The sequence below is a fragment of the Zavarzinia sp. genome, assembly GCF_041650655.1.
Taxonomy (GTDB): Bacteria; Pseudomonadota; Alphaproteobacteria; order Zavarziniales; family Zavarziniaceae; genus Zavarzinia.
In genome coordinates this window covers 1-17136 of the sequence record NZ_JBAZKR010000044.1, presented here as the reverse complement: position 1 = coordinate 17136, position 17136 = coordinate 1, and the positions used below count along the sequence as shown (strand labels likewise).

Sequence of the window (17136 nt, the reverse complement as noted above, 5' to 3'; positions counted from 1 at the left end):
ATTCCCGATGGCATCGCGTCCCGTCGCCGTCACCGGCATCGGCCTGGTCACCTCCCTCGGCAAGGGCGCCGAGGCCAATTGGGAAAAGCTGGTCGCCGGCACCTCCGGCATCCACCGCATCACCCGCTTCCCGACCGACAGGCTGCGCACCACGATCGGCGGCTCGGTCGATTTCCTGCTGGAACAGCCCTTCTCGGCGACCCAGCTCTCCTTCGCCCTGGCCAAGACCGCGGCGGCGGAAGCGATCCAGCAGGCCCATATCGGCAAGCCGGGCGATTTCCCGGGCGAGCTGTTCCTGGCCTCGCCCCCGGTCGAGCACGAATGGCCGCAGCGCCAGCGCCTGGACAACCAGGCCCCGGGCACCCCGCATACCTACAAGGGCATGTTGGCGGCGGCCGGCCAGGCGGGCGAAGACCTGCACATCGACTTCCTGAACGGCACCATCGCCGACAAGCTGGCCGACGAATTCGGCACCAAGGGCAGCCCGATCACGCTGACCACCGCCTGCGCCTCGGGTGCGACGGCGATCCAGCTCGGCGTCGAGGCGATCCGCCGCGGCCAGACCAAGGCGGCGCTGGCGATCGGCACCGACGGTTCGATCCACATGGAAGCGCTGATCCGCTTCACCCTGCTCTCGGCGCTCTCGACCAACAACGAAGACCCGACCAAGGCGGCCCGCCCCTTCGCCAAGGGGCGCGACGGCTTCGTCATGGCGGAAGGCGCCGGCGCCCTGGTGCTCGAAGACGTCGAGTCGGCCAAGGCGCGCGGCGCCCATATCCTCGGCTATATCCGCGGCGTCGGCGAGGCGGCGGACACTTTCCACCGCACCCGCTCGAATCCCAGTGGCGAGGCGATCATCCGGGCCATCAACAATGCCCTGAACGATGCCGGGGTCGGCCCCGAAGACATCGACTATATCAACGCCCACGGCACCTCGACGCCCGAGAACGACAAGATGGAAGCCTTCGGCATCCAGCAGGTCTTCGGCGACCGGGCGCCGACCCTGCCGGTCTCGTCCAACAAGTCGATGATCGGCCATACGCTGACCGCGGCGGGCGCCGTCGAGGCGGCGATCTCGGTGCTGACCCTGGAACACCAGGTGCTGCCGCCGACGATCAACCACGACGATACGACCGACATCCCCCTCGACCTCGTGCCGAACGAGGCGAGGCCTGCCGATGTCGACCTGATCCTGTCCAACTCCTTCGGCTTCGGCGGGCAGAACGTCTGCCTCGTCATCGGCCGCAACCCGGCCTGACGGGGCCGGCGTGAGCGGCGACGCCGTCCTGGTGACCGGCGGCACGGGCGGCATCGGCGCCGCCCTGGTGCGCCGGCTCGCCCTCGACGGCTACCGGGTCAGCTTCACCTGGCGGAGCGACGCGGCCGCGGCCGAAGCCCTGGCGGAAAAGACCGGGGCAGAAGCGATCGCCCTCGACCTCGCCGACAGGGCTGCGGTCGACGGATTCGCGGCGACCCTGGCCGACCGGGAGTTCTATGCCGTCGTCCACAATGCGGGGGCGACCTATGACGCGCTGGCCGCGACCATCGACGTCGAGCGCGCTGCCGCCCTGTTCCAGGTCAATCTGTTTTCCTTCATGCGCATCGCCGGCGCCGCCCTGCGGCCGATGACCGCGGCGCGGCGCGGCCGGATCGTCGCCGTCGGCGCACTCGCCGCAGCGCGCGCCGTCGCCGGCAATGCCACCTATGCCGCCTCCAAGGCCGCCCTCGAAGCCTATGTCCGCACCGTGATGGCGGAAGTGGCGCGCCGCGGCGTGACCGCCAATGTCGTGGCCCCCGGCTGGATCGATACGAAAATGTCCGAAGCGCCACCTGCGCTGGCCAAGGCGATCCCGGCCCAGCGCCTCGGCAAGGCGGAAGAGGTGGCTGCCGCCGTCGCCTTTCTGTTGCGCGACGACGCCGCTTATGTCAATGGCACCACGCTCACGGTGGACGGGGGCCTCGGCGCCCTGCTGGCCGCCGCGAAATAGAGAGACAGAACGAGGATTTCGCCATGCTGGCGCTGCGCCTGATCGAGGAAGGCCGTACCGAACTCGTGGAGATGGAGACGCCGCCGGCGCCCCCGCCCGGCCAGATCCAGGTCCGCATGAAGACCGTGGCGCTCAACCATATCGACGTCTGGGGTCTGCGCGGCATGGCCTTCGCCAAGCGGAAGCTGCCCCTGACCGTCGCGGTCGAAGGCGCCGGCGAAGTGGTGGCGCTGGGCGACGGCGTGACCACGCATAAGATCGGCGACCGCGTCGCCCTCTATGCCGGCGTCACCTGCGGCCACTGCAAGCGCTGCCTCAAGGGCCAGGAAAACCTGTGCGAGAATATCGCCGGGATCATGGGCTTCCACATCGACGGCCTGGCTGCCCAATTCGTCAACCTCGACCCGCGCCAGGCGATCCATATCCCCGAGGGCGTGAACGACGTCGACGCCGCCTGCGCCACGACGACCTTCGGCACGGTCGAGCACATGCTGTTCGAGAACGCCAAGCTGGAGCCGGGCGAGACCATCCTGATCCAGGCCGGCGGCTCGGGCATCGGCACCACGGCGATCCGCATGGCCAAGCAGGCCGGCGCCTATGTCTTCACCACCGTCGGCTCGGACGAGAAGATCCAGAAGGTGCTCGACCTCGGCGCCGATGTCGCGATCAACTACAACAAGGACCGCTTCGAATCCATCGTGCGCCGCGCGACCGACAAGAAGGGCGTCGACGTTGTTTTCGAGCATGTCGGGCCGGATACCTGGGCCAAGTCCCTGTTCTGCCTGAAGCGCGGCGGCCGCCTGGTCACCTGCGGCTCGACGACCGGCGTCTCGGCCGAGACCAACTTGTTCCAGCTGTTCCAGATGCAGCTGCGCATCTTCGGCTCCTTCGGCGCCAATTTCGGCAATATCCGCTCGGGGCTCCAGAAGATGGCCGGGGGCCTGCGCCCGGTGATCGACAGCGAGATCGAGCTGGGCGACATCGGCACGGCGCTTCGCCGGATGCAGAGCCGCGACCTCTTCGGCAAGATCGTCGCCCATGTGCCGGCGTAAAATTATCGATAGACGATAATTTATTATTGCAGTCCGATAATTTCATGCCATTCTCCCACCGTCATCGCGGCGGGAGAAGGCTCATGACCGATCAGGATATCGTCGATTTCGTGCGCTTGCGCCGGCGTTCGGCCGCGCTCGCGGCGCTGACAAGGGCGGTCATGATCCTGCTGCCTCTCGCCGTCGTGCTCTATGGCGAGCTTGCGCCCGCCTTCGATCTTCTGACCATCGCCCGGGTGCCGGGGACGGCGGTCGCGGCCTTCGACCCGGCGACCCTGGCGCCCTGGCAGCGTCATGCCGGGGTCGGCGTCGTGCTGGTGTCCGTCCTCTTTCTCGTCGTCGGCCTGCACCATCTTCACCGCTGCTTCGCCAATTTCGCCAAGGGCCAGGCCCTGACGCGGGAGAACGCCCGCCATTTCAGCCGCTTCGGCGCCTGGATCGCGGCCGCCGTGGTCGCGTCCTTCCTAGCGACGCCGGTGCTGTCCGTCCTGTTCACCTTCGGGATGCCGGCGGGGCAGCGGCAGCTCGCCATCGGCCTCGACAGCAATCAGCTCGTCGCCCTGCTGGTCGCCGGCGGGGCCTGGATCGTCGGCGCGATCATGGCCGAGGGCGCGCGGGCAGCGGAAGAAAACGCCCAGTTCGTCTGATGCCGATCCGCGTCACCCTCGACCGCGTGATGGCGGAGAAGAAGGTGAAGTCCAAGGACCTCGCCGCCGGCATCGGCATTACCGAAGCCAATCTCTCCCTGCTCAAACAGGGCAAGGTGAAGGGCATCCGTTTCGAGACCCTGGAAGCCCTGTGCCTGCAGCTCGGCTGCACGCCGGGCGATCTGTTGCAGGTGGTGGAGGACGAAGCATGAGACGGCGTCTGATGATCCTTGTGCTGGGCCTGCCGGCCCTCGGCAGCCTCGCCGCCTGCGATCACTGGGACTGGCGCGACTCTGGCCGCACCATGCTGGACGGCACCTGCCGTGCCGCGAGCAACTGCAGCCGGTCGTGCGACGGACCGCAGGGCAAGGCCATGGGCAACTGCGACATCACGCCCGAGGCGCACTGAGCAGGATCAGCCGAGGAAAAGCCTGAAGTGCTGGCGCAGGGCCGGTACGGCTTTGGCGTCGAAATCGTCGATCAGGCTGCGGGAAAGGCTGTAATAGGCTTGCCGGCGCTCGGTGAAGGAGACGTCCTTGGCCAGGGTCTTGAACTTCTCGACCTCGACATGGGTGCGCGCAGTGCTGAGCCGGCCGGGATCGTCGGCGACGAAGTCGACCCCCAGGCGGACGGTGATCTTGAAGCCCTGTTCGTCGCGGAACAGGCCCTCGACACCGTTGGTGGTGGAGAGCCGTTCCTGCACGGCCGAGGCGTCGGTCACGGTGACGACCAATCTTCCGCTGCTGCCGGCGGCCTGGAGCCGGTCGCCCACCCAATTCTCCAGCGCGGTCTCGGGCGAGACGTCGAAATCCGCCTCGAGATGCCCCTCGCCCAGGGGCGAGAAGCGGTTGTCGATCGAAATGTCGGCCAGGTTGAAGAGCAGGGGCGAGCCTTCGAAACGGAAGGCCGGGAAGCTCGGCGCCGGATCGTGGGAACAGGCGGCAAGGCCGAGGGCGGGCACGGCCACGAGCAATTCACGGCGCGAGATCATGAGGACGCTCCTCGTCAGGGCTCCACCGTCGCGGGGTCGAAGGCGAAGCCGGCGTTGCAGAATTCGCAGGTGACCACGATTCGGCCATCCACCGCCATGTCCGCACGATCTTCGGGCGAAAATCGGGTGAGCACGGAGGCGATATGCTCGCGCGAGCAACGGCAGCCGACCGCCAGCTCGAGCTGGGAATAGACCCGGATGCCGTCCTCGTGGAACAGGCGCCAGACCAGTTCTTCCGCACGAAGGCCGGGGCCGACCAGTTCGTCGGCCGTGACGCTGGCGGCCTTGGCCCTGGCGTTGGCCCAATGGTCGTCGTCCGCCTCGTCGGGCAGGTGGCCGGCGGCATCGATCCGAGGGCCGGCGCTGCCATGCGGCAGGTGCTGGATCATCAGCCCGCCGGCGAGCCAGGGGCCGCCCGGCCAGGCGCGCCGCGCGGCGAGGCGGACCAGGGTCGGGATCTGCTCCGAATCGCGGAAATAGGTTTCGGCGCAGGCGGCGAGATCGGCCCCGTCCAGGGCCACGATGCCCTGATAGCGCTCGGTATCCGGCCCCTGGTCGATGGTCATGGCGAGATAGCCCTTGCCGACCAGGGCGGCGAGCGAGGGCGTGAGCCCCAGCGCCGCGACGGCCTCCGGCTCGAATTGGGCATAGCCGCGGAGTGCCCCCGGCGTGGCGAAATCCGAAACCATGAGCGAGAGCGGCCCGTCGCTCTTGGTCTGTACCGTGAAGCTGCCGTCGAATTTCACCGAATTGCCGAGCAGCGTGGCGACCACGATCATCTCGGCCAGCAGGCGCGAGACGGCATCGGGATAATCATGGCGCGACAGGATGGTGTCGACCACCGGGCCGAGCCGCACGATCCGCCCGCGCACGTCCAGGGCGTCGATCTGGAACGGCAGGACCCTGTCGTCCCCACGCTGATTGTCGTTCATGTGCTCAACGCCTCTGTACGAATGCCGCCGCCATGCCCGGGTGCGTCCCGGACATCCACGCGAACAACCGGCAGCGACGAGCTGCCGTGGCTGGCCGGGACAAGCCCGGCCATGACGAAGGATGTTACTGCGCCAGGCACCAGGTCAGGATGCCCTTCTGGGCATGCAGGCGGTTTTCCGCCTCGTCCCAGACGATGGACTGCGGGCCGTCGATCACTTCCGAGGTCACTTCCTCGCCCCGGTGGGCCGGCAGGCAGTGCAGGAACACCGCGTCCTTGGCCGCGAGGCCCATGCGCCGCGTATCGACGCGGTAGGGCGCCAGCAGGTTGTGGCGGCGCTCCGCCTCGGTGTCGCCCATCGAGACCCAGGTGTCGGTGACGACGGCGTCGGCCCCGTCGGCTGCCGCGTCGGCATCGGTGGTCAGGGTGACGTCGGCGCCTTCGGCCGCGGCCCAATCCATGATCTCGCGCGGGGGTGCCAGTTCGGTCGGGCAGGCCAGGCGGAGCTTGAAGTCGAAGCGGGCGGCGGCATGGATGAAGCTGCGCGCCACATTGTTGCCGTCGCCGAGCCAGGCGAAGGTACGGCCTTCGATCGAGCCCCGATGTTCCTCGTAGGTCATGATGTCGGCCATGATCTGGCACGGGTGCGACCAGCGGGTCAGGCCGTTGATCACCGGCACGGTCGCCGCATCCGCCATCTCGGTCAGGTTCGAATGGGCCGAGGTGCGCAGCATGATGGCGTCGACGAAGCGCGACAGCACGCGGGCGGTATCGGCGATCGTCTCTTCCCGGTTGAGCTGGAGCTCGGTGCCGAGCAGCAGCAGGGTCTGGCCGCCGAGCTGCCGCATGCCGACGTCGAAGGAGACGCGGGTCCGGGTCGACTGTTTCTCGAAGATCATCGCCAGGATGCGGCCGTCGAGCGGCCGGCCGGCGTCGGGCACGCCCTTGGGCATGCCGTGGCGCGCGGTCTTCAGCTTCTTGGCGCGGTCGAGGATGCCGCGCAGCGTCGCCTTGTCGAGGAGATCGAGATCGAGGAAATGCCGGGGGGCGGGAGAAAGGCCGATAACCGTCATGATGCTGCCTTCACCTCGGCCGCCAGGGCGGCACAGGCGGAATCGAGGCGCCGGGTGGCTTCCGCCACTTCGACTTCAGTGATGTTGAGCGGGGGCAGCAGGCGAATGGTGTTCTCGCCGCCGCCGACGCCGAGCAGGCCCTCGGCCCGCATGGCGGCCAGCAGGCGCTTGTTCTCGATGCCGTCGCGCACCTTGAGGCCGATCATCAGGCCGCGGCCACGCACGCCTTCGATGATGTCCGGATGGCTGTCGATGACGGCGCCGAGGGACTGCATCAGATGGCCGGCGATGGCATTCACATGGGGCAGGAATTCCGGCGCCAGCATGAGATCGAGCACGGCATTGCCGACCGCCATGGCGAGCGGATTGCCGCCATAGGTCGAGCCATGGGTGCCGGCGACCATGCCGACCGCCGCCTTTTCGGTGGCGAGGCAGGCGCCCAGCGGGAAGCCGCCGCCGATCGCCTTGGCCGTCGCCATGATGTCCGGGGTGACGCCGGCCCATTCATGGGCGAAGAGCTTGCCGGTCCTTCCCATGCCGCATTGGACCTCGTCGAGCACCAGGAGGATGCCGTGCTCGTCGCACAGCGCCCGGATCTCGCGCATCTTGGCGTCGGAGAGCGGGTTGATGCCGCCCTCGCCCTGGATCGGCTCGAACAGGATGCCCGCGGTCTCCGGCCCGATCGCCGCCTTCACCGCCTCGATGTCGCCGAAGGGGACATGGTCGAAACCATCCATCGGCGGGCCGAAGCCTTCGATCAGCTTCTTCTGGCCGGCGGCGGCGATGGTTGCCAGGGTGCGGCCGTGGAAGGCGCCTTCGAAGGTGATCAGGCGATAGCGCTCGGGATTGCCGGTCGCCGAATGATATTTGCGCGCCGTCTTGATCGCGCATTCGACCGCTTCCGCACCCGAGTTGGTGAAGAAGGCGTAGTCGGCGAAGGTGGCCTCGGTCAGGCGCTTGGCCAGCAGCTCCTGCCCCGGGATGCGGAACATGTTGGAGGTGTGCCAGACCTTGCCCGCCTGTTCGGTCAGGGCCTTCACCAGATAGGGATGGGCGTGGCCGAAGGCGCAGACCGCGATGCCGGCCGCGAAGTCCAAGTAACGTCGGCCGTCCGTCGACACCAGCCAAGCGCCCTCGCCCTTTTCGAAGGCGAGATCGACGCGCGCGTAAGTCGGCAGGACGGCGGAGGTAGACACGGGGATTGCTCCTGAAAATAGAAAACCCGCCAAGCCGCCCGCATCCCACCACGGAACACGACGCCGCCAGCAGGTCCCGGCACAGAAGAGCGGCAGAGTAAATAGTGCCGCCCTGGCTCTGTCAACGTTTCTGCCCGATTCCGCCTACCAGGTCTCGACGAAAGGACGAAGCTCCAATTCATGACTCCAGGCCGAGCGGGGCTGAAGATGAAGTTGCCAATAGGTTTCGGCGATCGCTGCGGGATCGAGGCAGGTATCGGCACCGCGTGCCTCGACGAAGCCGGGCATGAAGCGATGGATGCGCTCGCCATTGACCACGCCGTCGATGACGACATGAGCGACATGCAGGCCCTGGGGTCCGAATTCCCGCGCCATGGCCTGGGCGATCGCCCGCAGGCCGGCCTTGGCCGAGGCGAAGGCGGCGAACATCGGCCGGCCGCGCAGCGAGGCGGAGGCGCCGGTGAAGATCAGCGTGCCGCCCTGATCGGCCATCGCCTTGACCGCCCCCTGGCCGACCAACATGCCGGCCAGCGGCCCCTGGCGCCACATGCCCTCGAGAAATTCGGGGGTCAGTTCCATGAAGGACATGGGCCAATTGCCGCCCACGTTGAAGACCACCAGGACCGGCCGGCAGCCGTCCGCTGCGACGCGGGCGAAGACGGCCTCGACCTCGGCCTTCACGGTGGCGTCGCAGGAAAGGGCCATGGCCTCGCCGCCGTCGGCCTCGATCTGGGCGACCACGCCCGCCATCTTGTCCGGGTGGCGGCCGGCGACATAGGTCTTCAGGCCGCCGTCGGCGGCACGGAGGGCGACGGCGCCGCCCACCCCCTCGATCGGGCCGACGCCGAAGACGACGGCGGCCGGTGTCATAGTGTCGCTCATATCGTTGTTTCCTCCTCCTGATCCGGGCGTCCGAGACCTAACCATCGGTCGCGCCGGCGGCACAAAAGCAACCAGAGTTGACGCCGGCCCGGCCGCGAGGGCAATCTCGCCCCGTGCCAGCCGGCGGAGCCCAGCGATGCGACAGCCTCTTCTCGCGATCCTGCTTGCACTCGGCATTTCCGGCTGTGCCGGCGTCGGCATCCCCGCGACCGACGATCCCGCCGCCAAGCTCCGCGAAGCGCGCTACCTCTACAGTGAGGCCGGACGGCCGGCCCGCGCCAAAGCCCTGATCCAGGAGGCGATGGACGCATCGAGCCAAGCCGGGGATAGCACCGGCATCGCCATGGCACACCGCGAATATGCCTATTTCCTGTCGACCCCGGGCACGGAGGCCATCGTCTCCGACGGCCCGGCGCCGGCCGATACGCCGGTGGCGCCGGAGCGCCTGCGCCGGGCGCTCGCCGAGATGCAGGAGGCCAGCCGCCTCCTCGGCCAGACGGATCATTACGACCTCCTCTCCAACACCTCGGTGGGCGAGGCGCGGATCGCCCAGGCCCTGGGCGACCGGGCGGGCGCCTGCGCCGCCCTGACCCGCAGCTTGGCGGCGAGCGCCCGGCAGGATGCGGCCGTGCCCGGGCGTCAGCCCCTGCTGCCGCCCGGGGTCGCCAGTTTCGCGGAACTGATCGCCAAACTGCGCCGAGATTACGGCTGTCCGCCCTGAGTCCGCGGCCACCGGGATCGCCTTCTGGGCCTCAAGCCAGCGCTTCCTCGACGAAGTCCAGCCGGTCCTGGCCGAAGAACATCTCGCCGTCGACGAAGAAGGTGGGCGCGCCGAAGGCGCCGCGGGCCGCGGCTTCCTCGGTATTGGCCTTCAGCTTCTCCTTCACCGCGGGATCGTTGATCAGGGCGGTGAAACGCTCCGGGTCCAGGCCGGCGGCGGTCAGCACCTCGGCCACCACGGCGGGGTCGCCCATGTTGCGGTCGTCGCGCCAGATCGCGTCGTAGACGGTGTCGCAATAGGTCCGGAAGTCTGCCGAGCCGTCGTAGCCGGCGGCGCCCCGCATCAGGCTGATCGTGTTGATGGGAAAGGCGCTGTTCAGGAGGAAAGGCACGCCGAACTTGCGGGCGAAGCGTTGCAGGTCGTTGAACAGATAGACGCCCTTGGCCGGCACCGTGGCAGGCGCCACATTGCCGGTCGCCTTGAACAAGCCGCCCAGCAGCATGGGGATCGGCTTCACCGTGGCGCCGGTCCGTTCGGCGACGCTGCCGATGCGGCGCCAGGCCAGATAGGCGGCCGGGCTGCCGAAATCGAAATAGAATTCCACTGTTTTCGGTGTCGGGTCTTGGGGCATGGGGGGGTTCCTCACCAGTTTTCCGACCAGGGGCGCAGGTCGAGTTCGTGGGTCCAGGCATCGCGCTTCTGGCTGTGCAGGGACCAATAGGCATCGGCGATATGATCCGGGTTCAGGATGCCGTCCTGCGCCCGGGTCGCGTAGAGGTCGGGAAAATTGTCGCGGATGAAGGCGGTGTCGATGGCGCCGTCGATGATCGTATGGGCGACATGGATGCCCTGCGGGCCCAACTCGCGCGCCATGCTCTGGGCCAGGGCGCGCAGCGCGTGCTTGGCCCCGGAAAAGGCGGAGAAGCCGGCCCGGCCGCGCACGCTCGCCGTCGCCCCGGTGAAGATGATGGTACCGCGGCCGCGCGCCGCCATCACCCGCGCCGCCTCCCGCCCGGTCAGGAAACCGGCGAAACAGGCCATTTCCCAGACCTTGTAATAGACCCTTGCGGTCGTCTCGGTGACCAGGTAGCGGACATTGGCGCCGATGTTGAAGACCATGACCTCGACCGGGCCGATCGCCCCTTCGATATGGCTGAACAGGGGCGTCACCGCCTCCTCCCGCCGGGCATCGACGCCGAAGGCATGGGCGGTGCCGCCGGCCGCGCGGATCTCCTCGACCAGGGGTTCCAGCTTGTCGGCGTTGCGGCGGACGACGCAGGCGGCGAAGCCCTCGCGGGCGAAGCGCCTGGCGATGGCACCGCCCAGCGCGTCGCCGGCGCCGATGACCAGGGCGACCGGTTTGACCATTGCTGCCTCCCACTTCGCTGCCGGGGGACGCTTTCCCCATTGCAATTCTGCATGATTTGCGTCATCCAGAATCAGGATGATCCCGATCATGCAGATCGTCAAGCGGGGGAGACGGGATGGGCTATTCCCAGGCGCAGAAACAGGCGAACCACGACCGCATCCTGGATGCGGCGATCGACCTTCTGCGCCGCAAGGGCCTGGAACACACCGGCATCGCCGAGGTGATGCGCGCCGCCGGCCTGACCCACGGCGGCTTCTACAGCCATTTCGAGAGCCGCGAGGCGATGGTCGAGGAAGCGCTGAACCGCGCCTTCGCGGCCGACGAGGCCCGGCTCGAAAAGGCGGTGGCCCGGAGCAGCCGGCACCAGCGCGCCGCCATGATCGAGGCCTATCTGTCGCCCCAGCACCGCGACGATCCGGTGCACGGCTGCGCCGCCGCGGCCCTGGCCGGCGACGTCGCCCGGGCCGAGGCGCCCGCCCGCCACATCTTCACCGAACAATTGAAGCGCTACCGCGACCGCATCGCCCCCCTGATCCCGACCGAGCGCGGCAAGGCGGAAGGGCACGCCCTGTTCGGCGTCGCCGCCATGATCGGCGCCCTGCTGCTGTCGCGCGCGGTCGACGACGAAGAGCTTTCGGAGTCCATCCTGGCGGCCACCCGCCGCCACCTGATGGAGCGTATGGAAGAGCCTGAACCAGAAAACACCGACAAGAAACCCCACCAGAAGAACGCCCAGAGGAGAGCGAAATGAGCGGACCCTTCGATTTCACCGGCCAGCATGTCTTCGTCGCCGGCGGCACCAGCGGCATCAACCTCGGCGTCGCCGAAGCCTTCGCCAAGGCGGGCGCCAAAGTCACCGTGCTGTCGCGGAAGCAGGACAAGGTCGATGCCGCCGTCGCCAAGCTGAAGGGCCATGGTGCCGAGGCCCAGGGCTTCGCGGGCGACGTGCGCGACGCCGCCCGGATCGAGGCCGTCTTCGCCGAGGCGGTCGCCGGCTTCGGCGAGCTGAACGTGCTGATCTCCGGCGCTGCCGGCAATTTCCCGGCCCCGGCGCTGGGCATTTCGCCGAACGGCTTCAAGTCGGTCGTCGATATCGACCTGCTCGGCACCTTCCATGTCGTCAAGGCGGCCTTCCCGCACCTGAAGAAGCCGGGCGGCTCGATCGTCAACATTTCGGCGCCCCAGGCCTATATCCCGATGGATTTCCAGATGCATGTCTGCGCCGCCAAGGCCGGCGTCGACATGATCACCCGCGTCGGCGCGCTCGAATGGGGCGGCTTCGGCGTGCGGCTGAATTCGGTGGTGCCCGGCCCGATCGAGGATACCGAAGGCATGGCCCGCCTGGCGCCGACGCCGGAAGCGGCGGAAGCCACGCGCCAGTCCGTCCCCCTCGGCCGCTACGGCACCAAGGACGACATCGCCAATACCTGCATGTTCCTGGCCAGCCCCTATGCCACCTATATCTCGGGCGCGATCATCCCGGTCGACGGCGGCTGGAGCCTGGGCGGCGTCGCCGCCATGTCGGCGACCATGAAGCGGGCCTTCATGGGCCAGTAACCGGGGGCCGGCCCGACACTTGGTTGACGGGCCGGCCCACGCGCATAGATTGGATGCCATCGGTTCCCAAGGATTTTGGGGCGGGGAGAGCGCGGTGGCCTATGTCTCGACCAATTACAAGACGAACCCCAAGGCCCCGCTCGGCCAATGGGTGTGCACGCGAAGCTCGGCCGAGGGGCCCTTCGAGGCGGAACCGCCCAAAGACAAGACCCATGGCCCCGATTTCTGCGGCCAATGCGTGTCCTTCGTGACCACGGTCTGCTCGACCATTCCGGTCGGTACCGGGGCCTGGAAGCAGGGCGCGCTGGTCAAGGGCAATGCGGAAATCAAGGCCGGCACCGCCATCGCCACCTTCAAGGACGGCGTCTACCGGGGCCACGCGGCGATCTACGACAGCCAGGATGTCACGGGCATCACGGTCTATGATCAATGGGTGACGGCGCCCGCCAACGCGATCCACAAGCGCGTGCTCCGCTTCGGCGCCCATGGCAATTCCAACAACGGGGACAATTTCTATGTCGTCGAATAGGGGAATCCTGGCGCTCGCCCTGCTGCTCGCCCCCGGCCTGGCGCAGGCGGCGGAGGTGGCCTGCCCGGCCGCCCAGGGCGGTGCCCCGCTCGCCAATGTCACTCTGTTCGACGGCCCGCCGGAGGAACTGGCCTCGCTGGTGCCGGACGATTCGACCCGGGACAAGAACGGCGATACGCGCTCGACCTGGGATGTTTCCTATATTCCGCAGGCCGGGCGCACGCTCTATGTCCAATGCGACTACGGCAAGGCCACGGCACCAGTGACCCTGAAGGCGGAGGGCGTCCAGTCCTGCGCCTTCGTCCAGCACAAAGACAAGACGCTATCCCTCACCTGCCGTTGACCACGGCGCGGATCTCGCTCCGCCGGATGCCGAGGTCGGCCAGCAGGTGGTCGTCGAGATGCGAGAGATAGCGGATCGCCGCCCGCCGCTCGAAGAAGCCGACGAGGGCGGCGAGCAGGCCGCGCGACTCCGCCGGGGCCTCGCGCCGGGCGGAAACGGGGAAGCGAATGATCCGGGCCGAAGACATGATTCCTCCTTCGGGCGCGAAGGCGCCCGCCTTGCCTGTTTCGGGCGCGAAGGCGCCCGCCTTGCCTGTTTCGGGCGCGAAGACGCCCGCCTTGCCTGTTTCGGGCGCGAAGGCGCCCGCCTTGGCTGCTGCTCGATGGTGGGGGAGCGGCGCCACCGCCGATCCGATGGGCAGAGGAGACCATGGGCGCTAAAATACATCAATTTTATTGTTTTTATTGAAATCATAGCCATTGTTTATCGATGCGCGATATCAACCTGGACCAGCTCCGCAGCTTCCTGACCGTCGCCCGGCTGGGCAGTTTCTCGGCCGCGGCGCGCGAATTGAACCTGAGCCAGCCGGCGGTGAGCGTGCAGCTCCGCGAACTCGAAGCCCGACTCGGCGTCCAACTGCTCGACCGGCTCGGCAAGCGCGCCTATCCGACCCTGGCGGGGGAAGAGCTGATCGCCCATGGCGAGCGCATCGCCGCGGCGGTCGAAGCGGCGGAAGCGGCCATGCGGCGCCACCGCGACGGTTTCCTGGGCCGCGTCAGGATCGGTACCGGGGCGGCGACCCTGACCTATCTGCTGCCGCCCGTGCTGCGCCGCCTGCGCGACGCCCATCCCAACATCGAGGTTTCGGTGGCGACCGGCACCACGATCGACATGGTCGAGCACCTGATGGCCAACCGCATGGACATCGGCATCGTGACCATGCCGGTCGACCATCCGGGGATCGAAACCACGCCGATCGACACCAAGGAACTGGTCGCCATCCTGCCGATCGGCCAGGACGGCCTGCCGCCCGTGCTGCGCCCTTCCGACCTCGCTCACCTGCCCCTGGTGATCGAGCACCGGGCCTCCAACCTGACCGCGCTGGTGCTGAACTGGCTGGCGGCGGGCGGCGTCACGCCCCAGCCGATCCTGGAATACGACGGGCTCGAGGCGGTGAAGGCGATCGTCGGCGCCGGCCTCGGCTATTCGATCCTGCAGCGGGAGGCGACAAGGGGCGGCGTCGCCGTCGACCAGCTCGCGGTCCATCCGCTCGACCCGCCCCTGCCGCGGGAGATCGCGCTCGCCCGGCGGCGGGACAAGCCGGTGGACCGGGCGCTCGCCATCGTACAGGAAGCCCTGCTCGAACTGCGGCCGGCCTGAAAGCGCTTGAGCACGGGCCGCCGCCGCCCCATCTTGAGGCCCATCATGCCGCTGACCGATGTCCTCCGCCGCTTCCTGCCGATTCGCCTGGGCGGCATCCGCCCGCCGACCGTCGCCGTGCTGCGCCTCGACGGCATCATCGGCGCCATGGGCGGGCTCCGCCCCGGTCTTTCCATCCCCTCGACCGCCGGGCTGATCGAACGGGCCTTCAGCGTGAAGCCGCTCACCGCCGTCGCCCTGGTGATCAATTCGCCGGGCGGGGCGGCTGCGCAATCGGCCCTGCTGCACGACCGGATCCGCGCCCTGGCCGAGGAGAAGAAAGTCCCCGTCTTCGCCTTCTGCGAGGATGTCGCGGCCTCCGGCGGCTATATGCTGGCGCTGGCGGCGGACCGGATCTATGCCCACCCGATGTCGATCGTCGGCTCGATCGGCGTCATCTCCGGCGGTTTCGGCTTCGAGAAGGCGATCGAGAAACTGGGCATCGAGCGGCGCATCTATACGGCCGGCGCCAACAAGCGCCGCCTCGACCCCTTCCTGCCCGAGAAGGCGGAAGACGTCGAACGGCTGAAGGAACTCCAGGCCGACATCCACGAAGGCTTCAAGGCCATGGTGGTGGCGCGCCGCGGCGCCCGCCTGACCGGCAGCCCGGACGAGCTTTTCACCGGCGACGTCTGGACCGGCACGCGCGCCGTCGACCTCGGCCTGACCGATGGCACGGGCGACATCCGTTCGAAGCTGCGCGCCGAATACGGCCCCAAAGTACGTTTAGTGCCGATCGCGGCCAAGCGCCGGCTGTTCCCGCTCGGCCCCCGCCTCGCCCGCGGGCTGGCGGCGGATGCCATGGGTGCCGTCGAGGCGCGGGGCCTGTGGTCCCGCTTCGGTCTCTAGGGGGAGGGCGGCATGTTCGCTCTGCTGTTCAAGGCCTTCGCCATCCTGCTGGCGCTCGGCCTCGCCTATGTCTCGATCAAGCGGGCCGTGCTCGGCAGCCAGCCGAAACGGACCGAGGCACCGTCCCCGCCGTCCCCGAAGCCGACCGAGACCATCGAGGCGGACGACCTTGTGCGCTGCCCTTCCTGCGGCACCTATCGTCCGGCGGGCCAATCCTGCTCGACCCCCGGTTGCCCGGCACGACCGACATGACCCGGGGCGGGTGCCCGTGATAGCCTGTGCTCCGCGGACAGCTTCGCTGAGGGGCAATCGATGGGCGATCCAGGCTTTGGCTACCGGCCACCGCGAATACGATTGTTCGAAGGGCAACTGAAGCTCGATCCCTCGATCGCCCAGACCATGCTGGACCTCAAGGCCCAGTCGGGCGGCGCGACCGCGCTGCCGCAATGGCTGCAACCGAATTTCCAGCTTCTGATGCCGCATTGGGATGCCATCCTGGGCCCCGGCCCCAACCCGCCCTTTCTATCCGTGCCCGCCTGGTCGCCCACCGCCGGCCCGGGCTACCAACCCATTCCCGCCCCCAAACCCTTGAGCAAGCCGGGGGCCGGCCCCGAAACGCCCAGGGCCGGCGAGATTTCCGACCTGATCGCCGCCCTCTATGCCGTGCCGGCGGTGCAGGGGCTGGTACAGCAGGCCCATGCGGTCGGGATGCGGCGGCTCGGCGAACTGCGTGACGACTGGCGGGGCGCCAGCGGCGGCGAGCGCGTGCTCATGGTCTCGGTCAGCGGCCTCGTGGTCGGCGCCATCGTCACGCCCATCCTGGCCTATCGGCCGACACGCGACTTCGCCTTCGGCATGATCAAGGACAAGGACATCCCGGTCCCCGGTGTCGAGGGCCTGTCCTTCAAGATCATGGAGCGGGGCGCCGGGGCGACCGTGCCCCTGGGCGTAACCGGCCTTTCCGCTTCCGGTCATTACAATGCGCCGGCGGGCAAGGCGCCGGACTATGGCGCCAGCGTCACCTTCGACCTCGCCGCCTTCCTGCGCGCAAGGAAATGAGCCGCCGGGCCATGCGTGGCGCGGACGGGACGACCCCACACAGGCAGGGTTGACCCGGGGGGGCACGGCTCATTACCTTGCGCCCACCTTCATACCTGTTCAGGTAAGCCATCCCATGTCGGCGCCGACGGCGGCGAAAGCCCCGCCCTTCCAGGAACTGATCCTCACCCTCCAGACCTATTGGGCCCGTCAGGGCTGCGTCTTGATGCAGCCCTACGACATGGAGGTCGGCGCCGGTACCTTCCACCCGGCGACCACGCTGCGCTCGCTCGGCCCCAAGCACTGGAACGCCGCCTATGTCCAGCCCTCGCGCCGGCCGAAGGACGGCCGCTATGGCGAGAACCCGAACCGGCTGCAGCATTATTACCAGTTCCAGGTCCTGATGAAGCCGAGCCCGGCCAATATCCTGGACCTCTACCTGGGCTCGCTGGCGGCGCTGGGCATCGACGTCGACAATCACGACATCCGCTTCGTCGAGGACGACTGGGAGAGCCCGACGCTGGGCGCCTGGGGCCTCGGCTGGGAAGTCTGGTGCGACGGCATGGAGGTGACCCAGTTCACCTATTTCCAGCAGGTCGGCGGCCTCGACG

Annotated in this window: 24 protein-coding genes; 16 read left to right on the top strand and 8 right to left on the bottom strand. The window is 68.3% G+C overall.

What is annotated here, in order from left to right:
• Positions 1-7 precede the first annotated feature (7 nt).
• The 6 genes from WC493_RS11780 to WC493_RS11755 all read left to right on the top strand — a co-directional run bounded on the left by WC493_RS11780 (position 8) and on the right by WC493_RS11755 (position 4096).
• A complete protein-coding gene (locus WC493_RS11780; RefSeq protein ID WP_373065704.1) occupies positions 8-1258 on the top strand; it encodes a beta-ketoacyl-ACP synthase in 1251 nt (416 codons plus the stop codon).
• A 10-nt stretch (positions 1259-1268) separates the two neighbouring features.
• Positions 1269-1988 (top strand): SDR family NAD(P)-dependent oxidoreductase, encoded by a 720-nt coding sequence (locus WC493_RS11775; protein ID WP_373065703.1) that lies wholly within the window; start codon positions 1269-1271, stop codon positions 1986-1988.
• Positions 1989-2011: 23 nt separating this feature from the next.
• On the top strand, positions 2012-3040 hold the full coding sequence (locus WC493_RS11770; protein WP_373065702.1) for a zinc-binding dehydrogenase: 1029 nt from the start codon (positions 2012-2014) through the stop codon (positions 3038-3040).
• Between the two features lie 83 nt (positions 3041-3123).
• Positions 3124-3687 carry a DUF2975 domain-containing protein gene (locus WC493_RS11765; RefSeq protein WP_373065701.1) on the top strand — a complete coding sequence of 188 codons (564 nt, stop codon included), beginning with the start codon at positions 3124-3126 and terminating at the stop codon, positions 3685-3687.
• A complete protein-coding gene (locus WC493_RS11760; protein ID WP_373065700.1) occupies positions 3687-3899 on the top strand; it encodes a helix-turn-helix domain-containing protein in 213 nt (70 codons plus the stop codon). Before WC493_RS11765 ends, WC493_RS11760 begins: the two co-directional genes overlap by 1 nt.
• Positions 3896-4096 (top strand): hypothetical protein, encoded by a 201-nt coding sequence (locus WC493_RS11755; protein ID WP_373065699.1) that lies wholly within the window; start codon positions 3896-3898, stop codon positions 4094-4096. Before WC493_RS11760 ends, WC493_RS11755 begins: the two co-directional genes overlap by 4 nt.
• A 6-nt stretch (positions 4097-4102) precedes the next feature.
• Here the strand turns inward: WC493_RS11755 and WC493_RS11750 are convergent, their stop codons facing one another.
• From WC493_RS11750 to WC493_RS11730, 5 genes are all read right to left on the bottom strand, one after another.
• Positions 4103-4678 carry a hypothetical protein gene (locus WC493_RS11750; RefSeq protein WP_373065698.1) on the bottom strand — a complete coding sequence of 192 codons (576 nt, stop codon included), beginning with the start codon at positions 4676-4678 and terminating at the stop codon, positions 4103-4105.
• Positions 4679-4692: 14 nt separating this feature from the next.
• A complete protein-coding gene (locus WC493_RS11745; RefSeq protein WP_373065697.1) occupies positions 4693-5610 on the bottom strand; it encodes an Hsp33 family molecular chaperone in 918 nt (305 codons plus the stop codon).
• A gap of 124 nt (positions 5611-5734) precedes the next feature.
• A complete protein-coding gene (argF, locus tag WC493_RS11740; RefSeq protein WP_373065696.1) occupies positions 5735-6682 on the bottom strand; it encodes an ornithine carbamoyltransferase in 948 nt (315 codons plus the stop codon).
• Positions 6679-7878, bottom strand: coding sequence for an aspartate aminotransferase family protein (locus WC493_RS11735; protein ID WP_373065695.1), 1200 nt, complete (start codon positions 7876-7878; stop codon positions 6679-6681). The genes argF and WC493_RS11735 overlap by 4 nt, the downstream gene beginning before the upstream one ends.
• Positions 7879-8022: 144 nt before the next feature.
• Positions 8023-8760 carry an SDR family NAD(P)-dependent oxidoreductase gene (locus tag WC493_RS11730; protein WP_373065694.1) on the bottom strand — a complete coding sequence of 246 codons (738 nt, stop codon included), beginning with the start codon at positions 8758-8760 and terminating at the stop codon, positions 8023-8025.
• A gap of 136 nt (positions 8761-8896) precedes the next feature.
• On the opposite strand from WC493_RS11730, the gene WC493_RS11725 reads away from it, so the two are divergent.
• Positions 8897-9481, top strand: a complete 585-nt coding sequence (locus tag WC493_RS11725; protein ID WP_373065693.1) for a hypothetical protein — start codon at positions 8897-8899, stop codon at positions 9479-9481.
• Positions 9482-9512: 31 nt separating this feature from the next.
• Here the strand turns inward: WC493_RS11725 and WC493_RS11720 are convergent, their stop codons facing one another.
• Both WC493_RS11720 and WC493_RS11715 read right to left on the bottom strand, forming a co-directional pair.
• Entirely contained in the window at positions 9513-10112 is a 600-nt protein-coding gene (locus tag WC493_RS11720) for a 2-hydroxychromene-2-carboxylate isomerase (RefSeq protein WP_373065692.1), read from the bottom strand.
• Between the two features lie 11 nt (positions 10113-10123).
• The gene (locus WC493_RS11715) at positions 10124-10849 is read right to left on the bottom strand and encodes an SDR family oxidoreductase (RefSeq protein ID WP_373065691.1); all 726 of its coding nucleotides are present in this window, start codon (positions 10847-10849) and stop codon (positions 10124-10126) included.
• 116 nt (positions 10850-10965) lie between these two features.
• Here WC493_RS11715 and WC493_RS11710 point away from each other — a divergent pair, with 116 nt between their 5' ends.
• The 4 genes from WC493_RS11710 (at position 10966) to WC493_RS11695 (ending at position 13279) form a co-directional block, all read left to right on the top strand.
• On the top strand, positions 10966-11601 hold the full coding sequence (locus WC493_RS11710; protein WP_373065690.1) for a TetR/AcrR family transcriptional regulator: 636 nt from the start codon (positions 10966-10968) through the stop codon (positions 11599-11601).
• Positions 11598-12407: an SDR family oxidoreductase gene (locus WC493_RS11705; RefSeq protein WP_373065689.1), complete on the top strand. Its 810-nt coding sequence runs from the start codon at positions 11598-11600 to the stop codon at positions 12405-12407. The genes WC493_RS11710 and WC493_RS11705 overlap by 4 nt, the downstream gene beginning before the upstream one ends.
• Positions 12408-12501: 94 nt before the next feature.
• Positions 12502-12936: a BPSL0067 family protein gene (locus WC493_RS11700; RefSeq protein ID WP_373065688.1), complete on the top strand. Its 435-nt coding sequence runs from the start codon at positions 12502-12504 to the stop codon at positions 12934-12936.
• Positions 12923-13279, top strand: a complete 357-nt coding sequence (locus tag WC493_RS11695; protein WP_373065687.1) for an STY0301 family protein — start codon at positions 12923-12925, stop codon at positions 13277-13279. Before WC493_RS11700 ends, WC493_RS11695 begins: the two co-directional genes overlap by 14 nt.
• Here the strand turns inward: WC493_RS11695 and WC493_RS11690 are convergent.
• On the bottom strand, positions 13266-13622 hold the full coding sequence (locus WC493_RS11690; protein WP_373065686.1) for a DUF1127 domain-containing protein: 357 nt from the start codon (positions 13620-13622) through the stop codon (positions 13266-13268). The two genes, WC493_RS11695 and WC493_RS11690, sit on opposite strands and share 14 nt — an antisense overlap.
• Before the next feature lie 86 nt (positions 13623-13708).
• Between WC493_RS11690 and WC493_RS11685 the strand changes: the two genes are divergently transcribed.
• The 5 genes from WC493_RS11685 to WC493_RS11665 all read left to right on the top strand — a co-directional run.
• Complete coding sequence (locus tag WC493_RS11685; protein ID WP_373065684.1) at positions 13709-14599, top strand: LysR family transcriptional regulator; 891 nt, start codon at positions 13709-13711, stop codon at positions 14597-14599.
• Between the two features lie 45 nt (positions 14600-14644).
• Entirely contained in the window at positions 14645-15487 is an 843-nt protein-coding gene (locus WC493_RS11680) for a S49 family peptidase (protein WP_373065683.1), read from the top strand.
• 12 nt (positions 15488-15499) lie between these two features.
• Positions 15500-15739, top strand: coding sequence for a hypothetical protein (locus WC493_RS11675; protein WP_373065682.1), 240 nt, complete (start codon positions 15500-15502; stop codon positions 15737-15739).
• A gap of 102 nt (positions 15740-15841) precedes the next feature.
• Positions 15842-16546 (top strand): hypothetical protein, encoded by a 705-nt coding sequence (locus WC493_RS11670; RefSeq protein WP_373065681.1) that lies wholly within the window; start codon positions 15842-15844, stop codon positions 16544-16546.
• A 115-nt stretch (positions 16547-16661) separates the two neighbouring features.
• On the top strand, positions 16662-17136 hold a 475-nt coding region (locus tag WC493_RS11665), incomplete at its 3' end, for a glycine--tRNA ligase subunit alpha (RefSeq protein WP_373065680.1).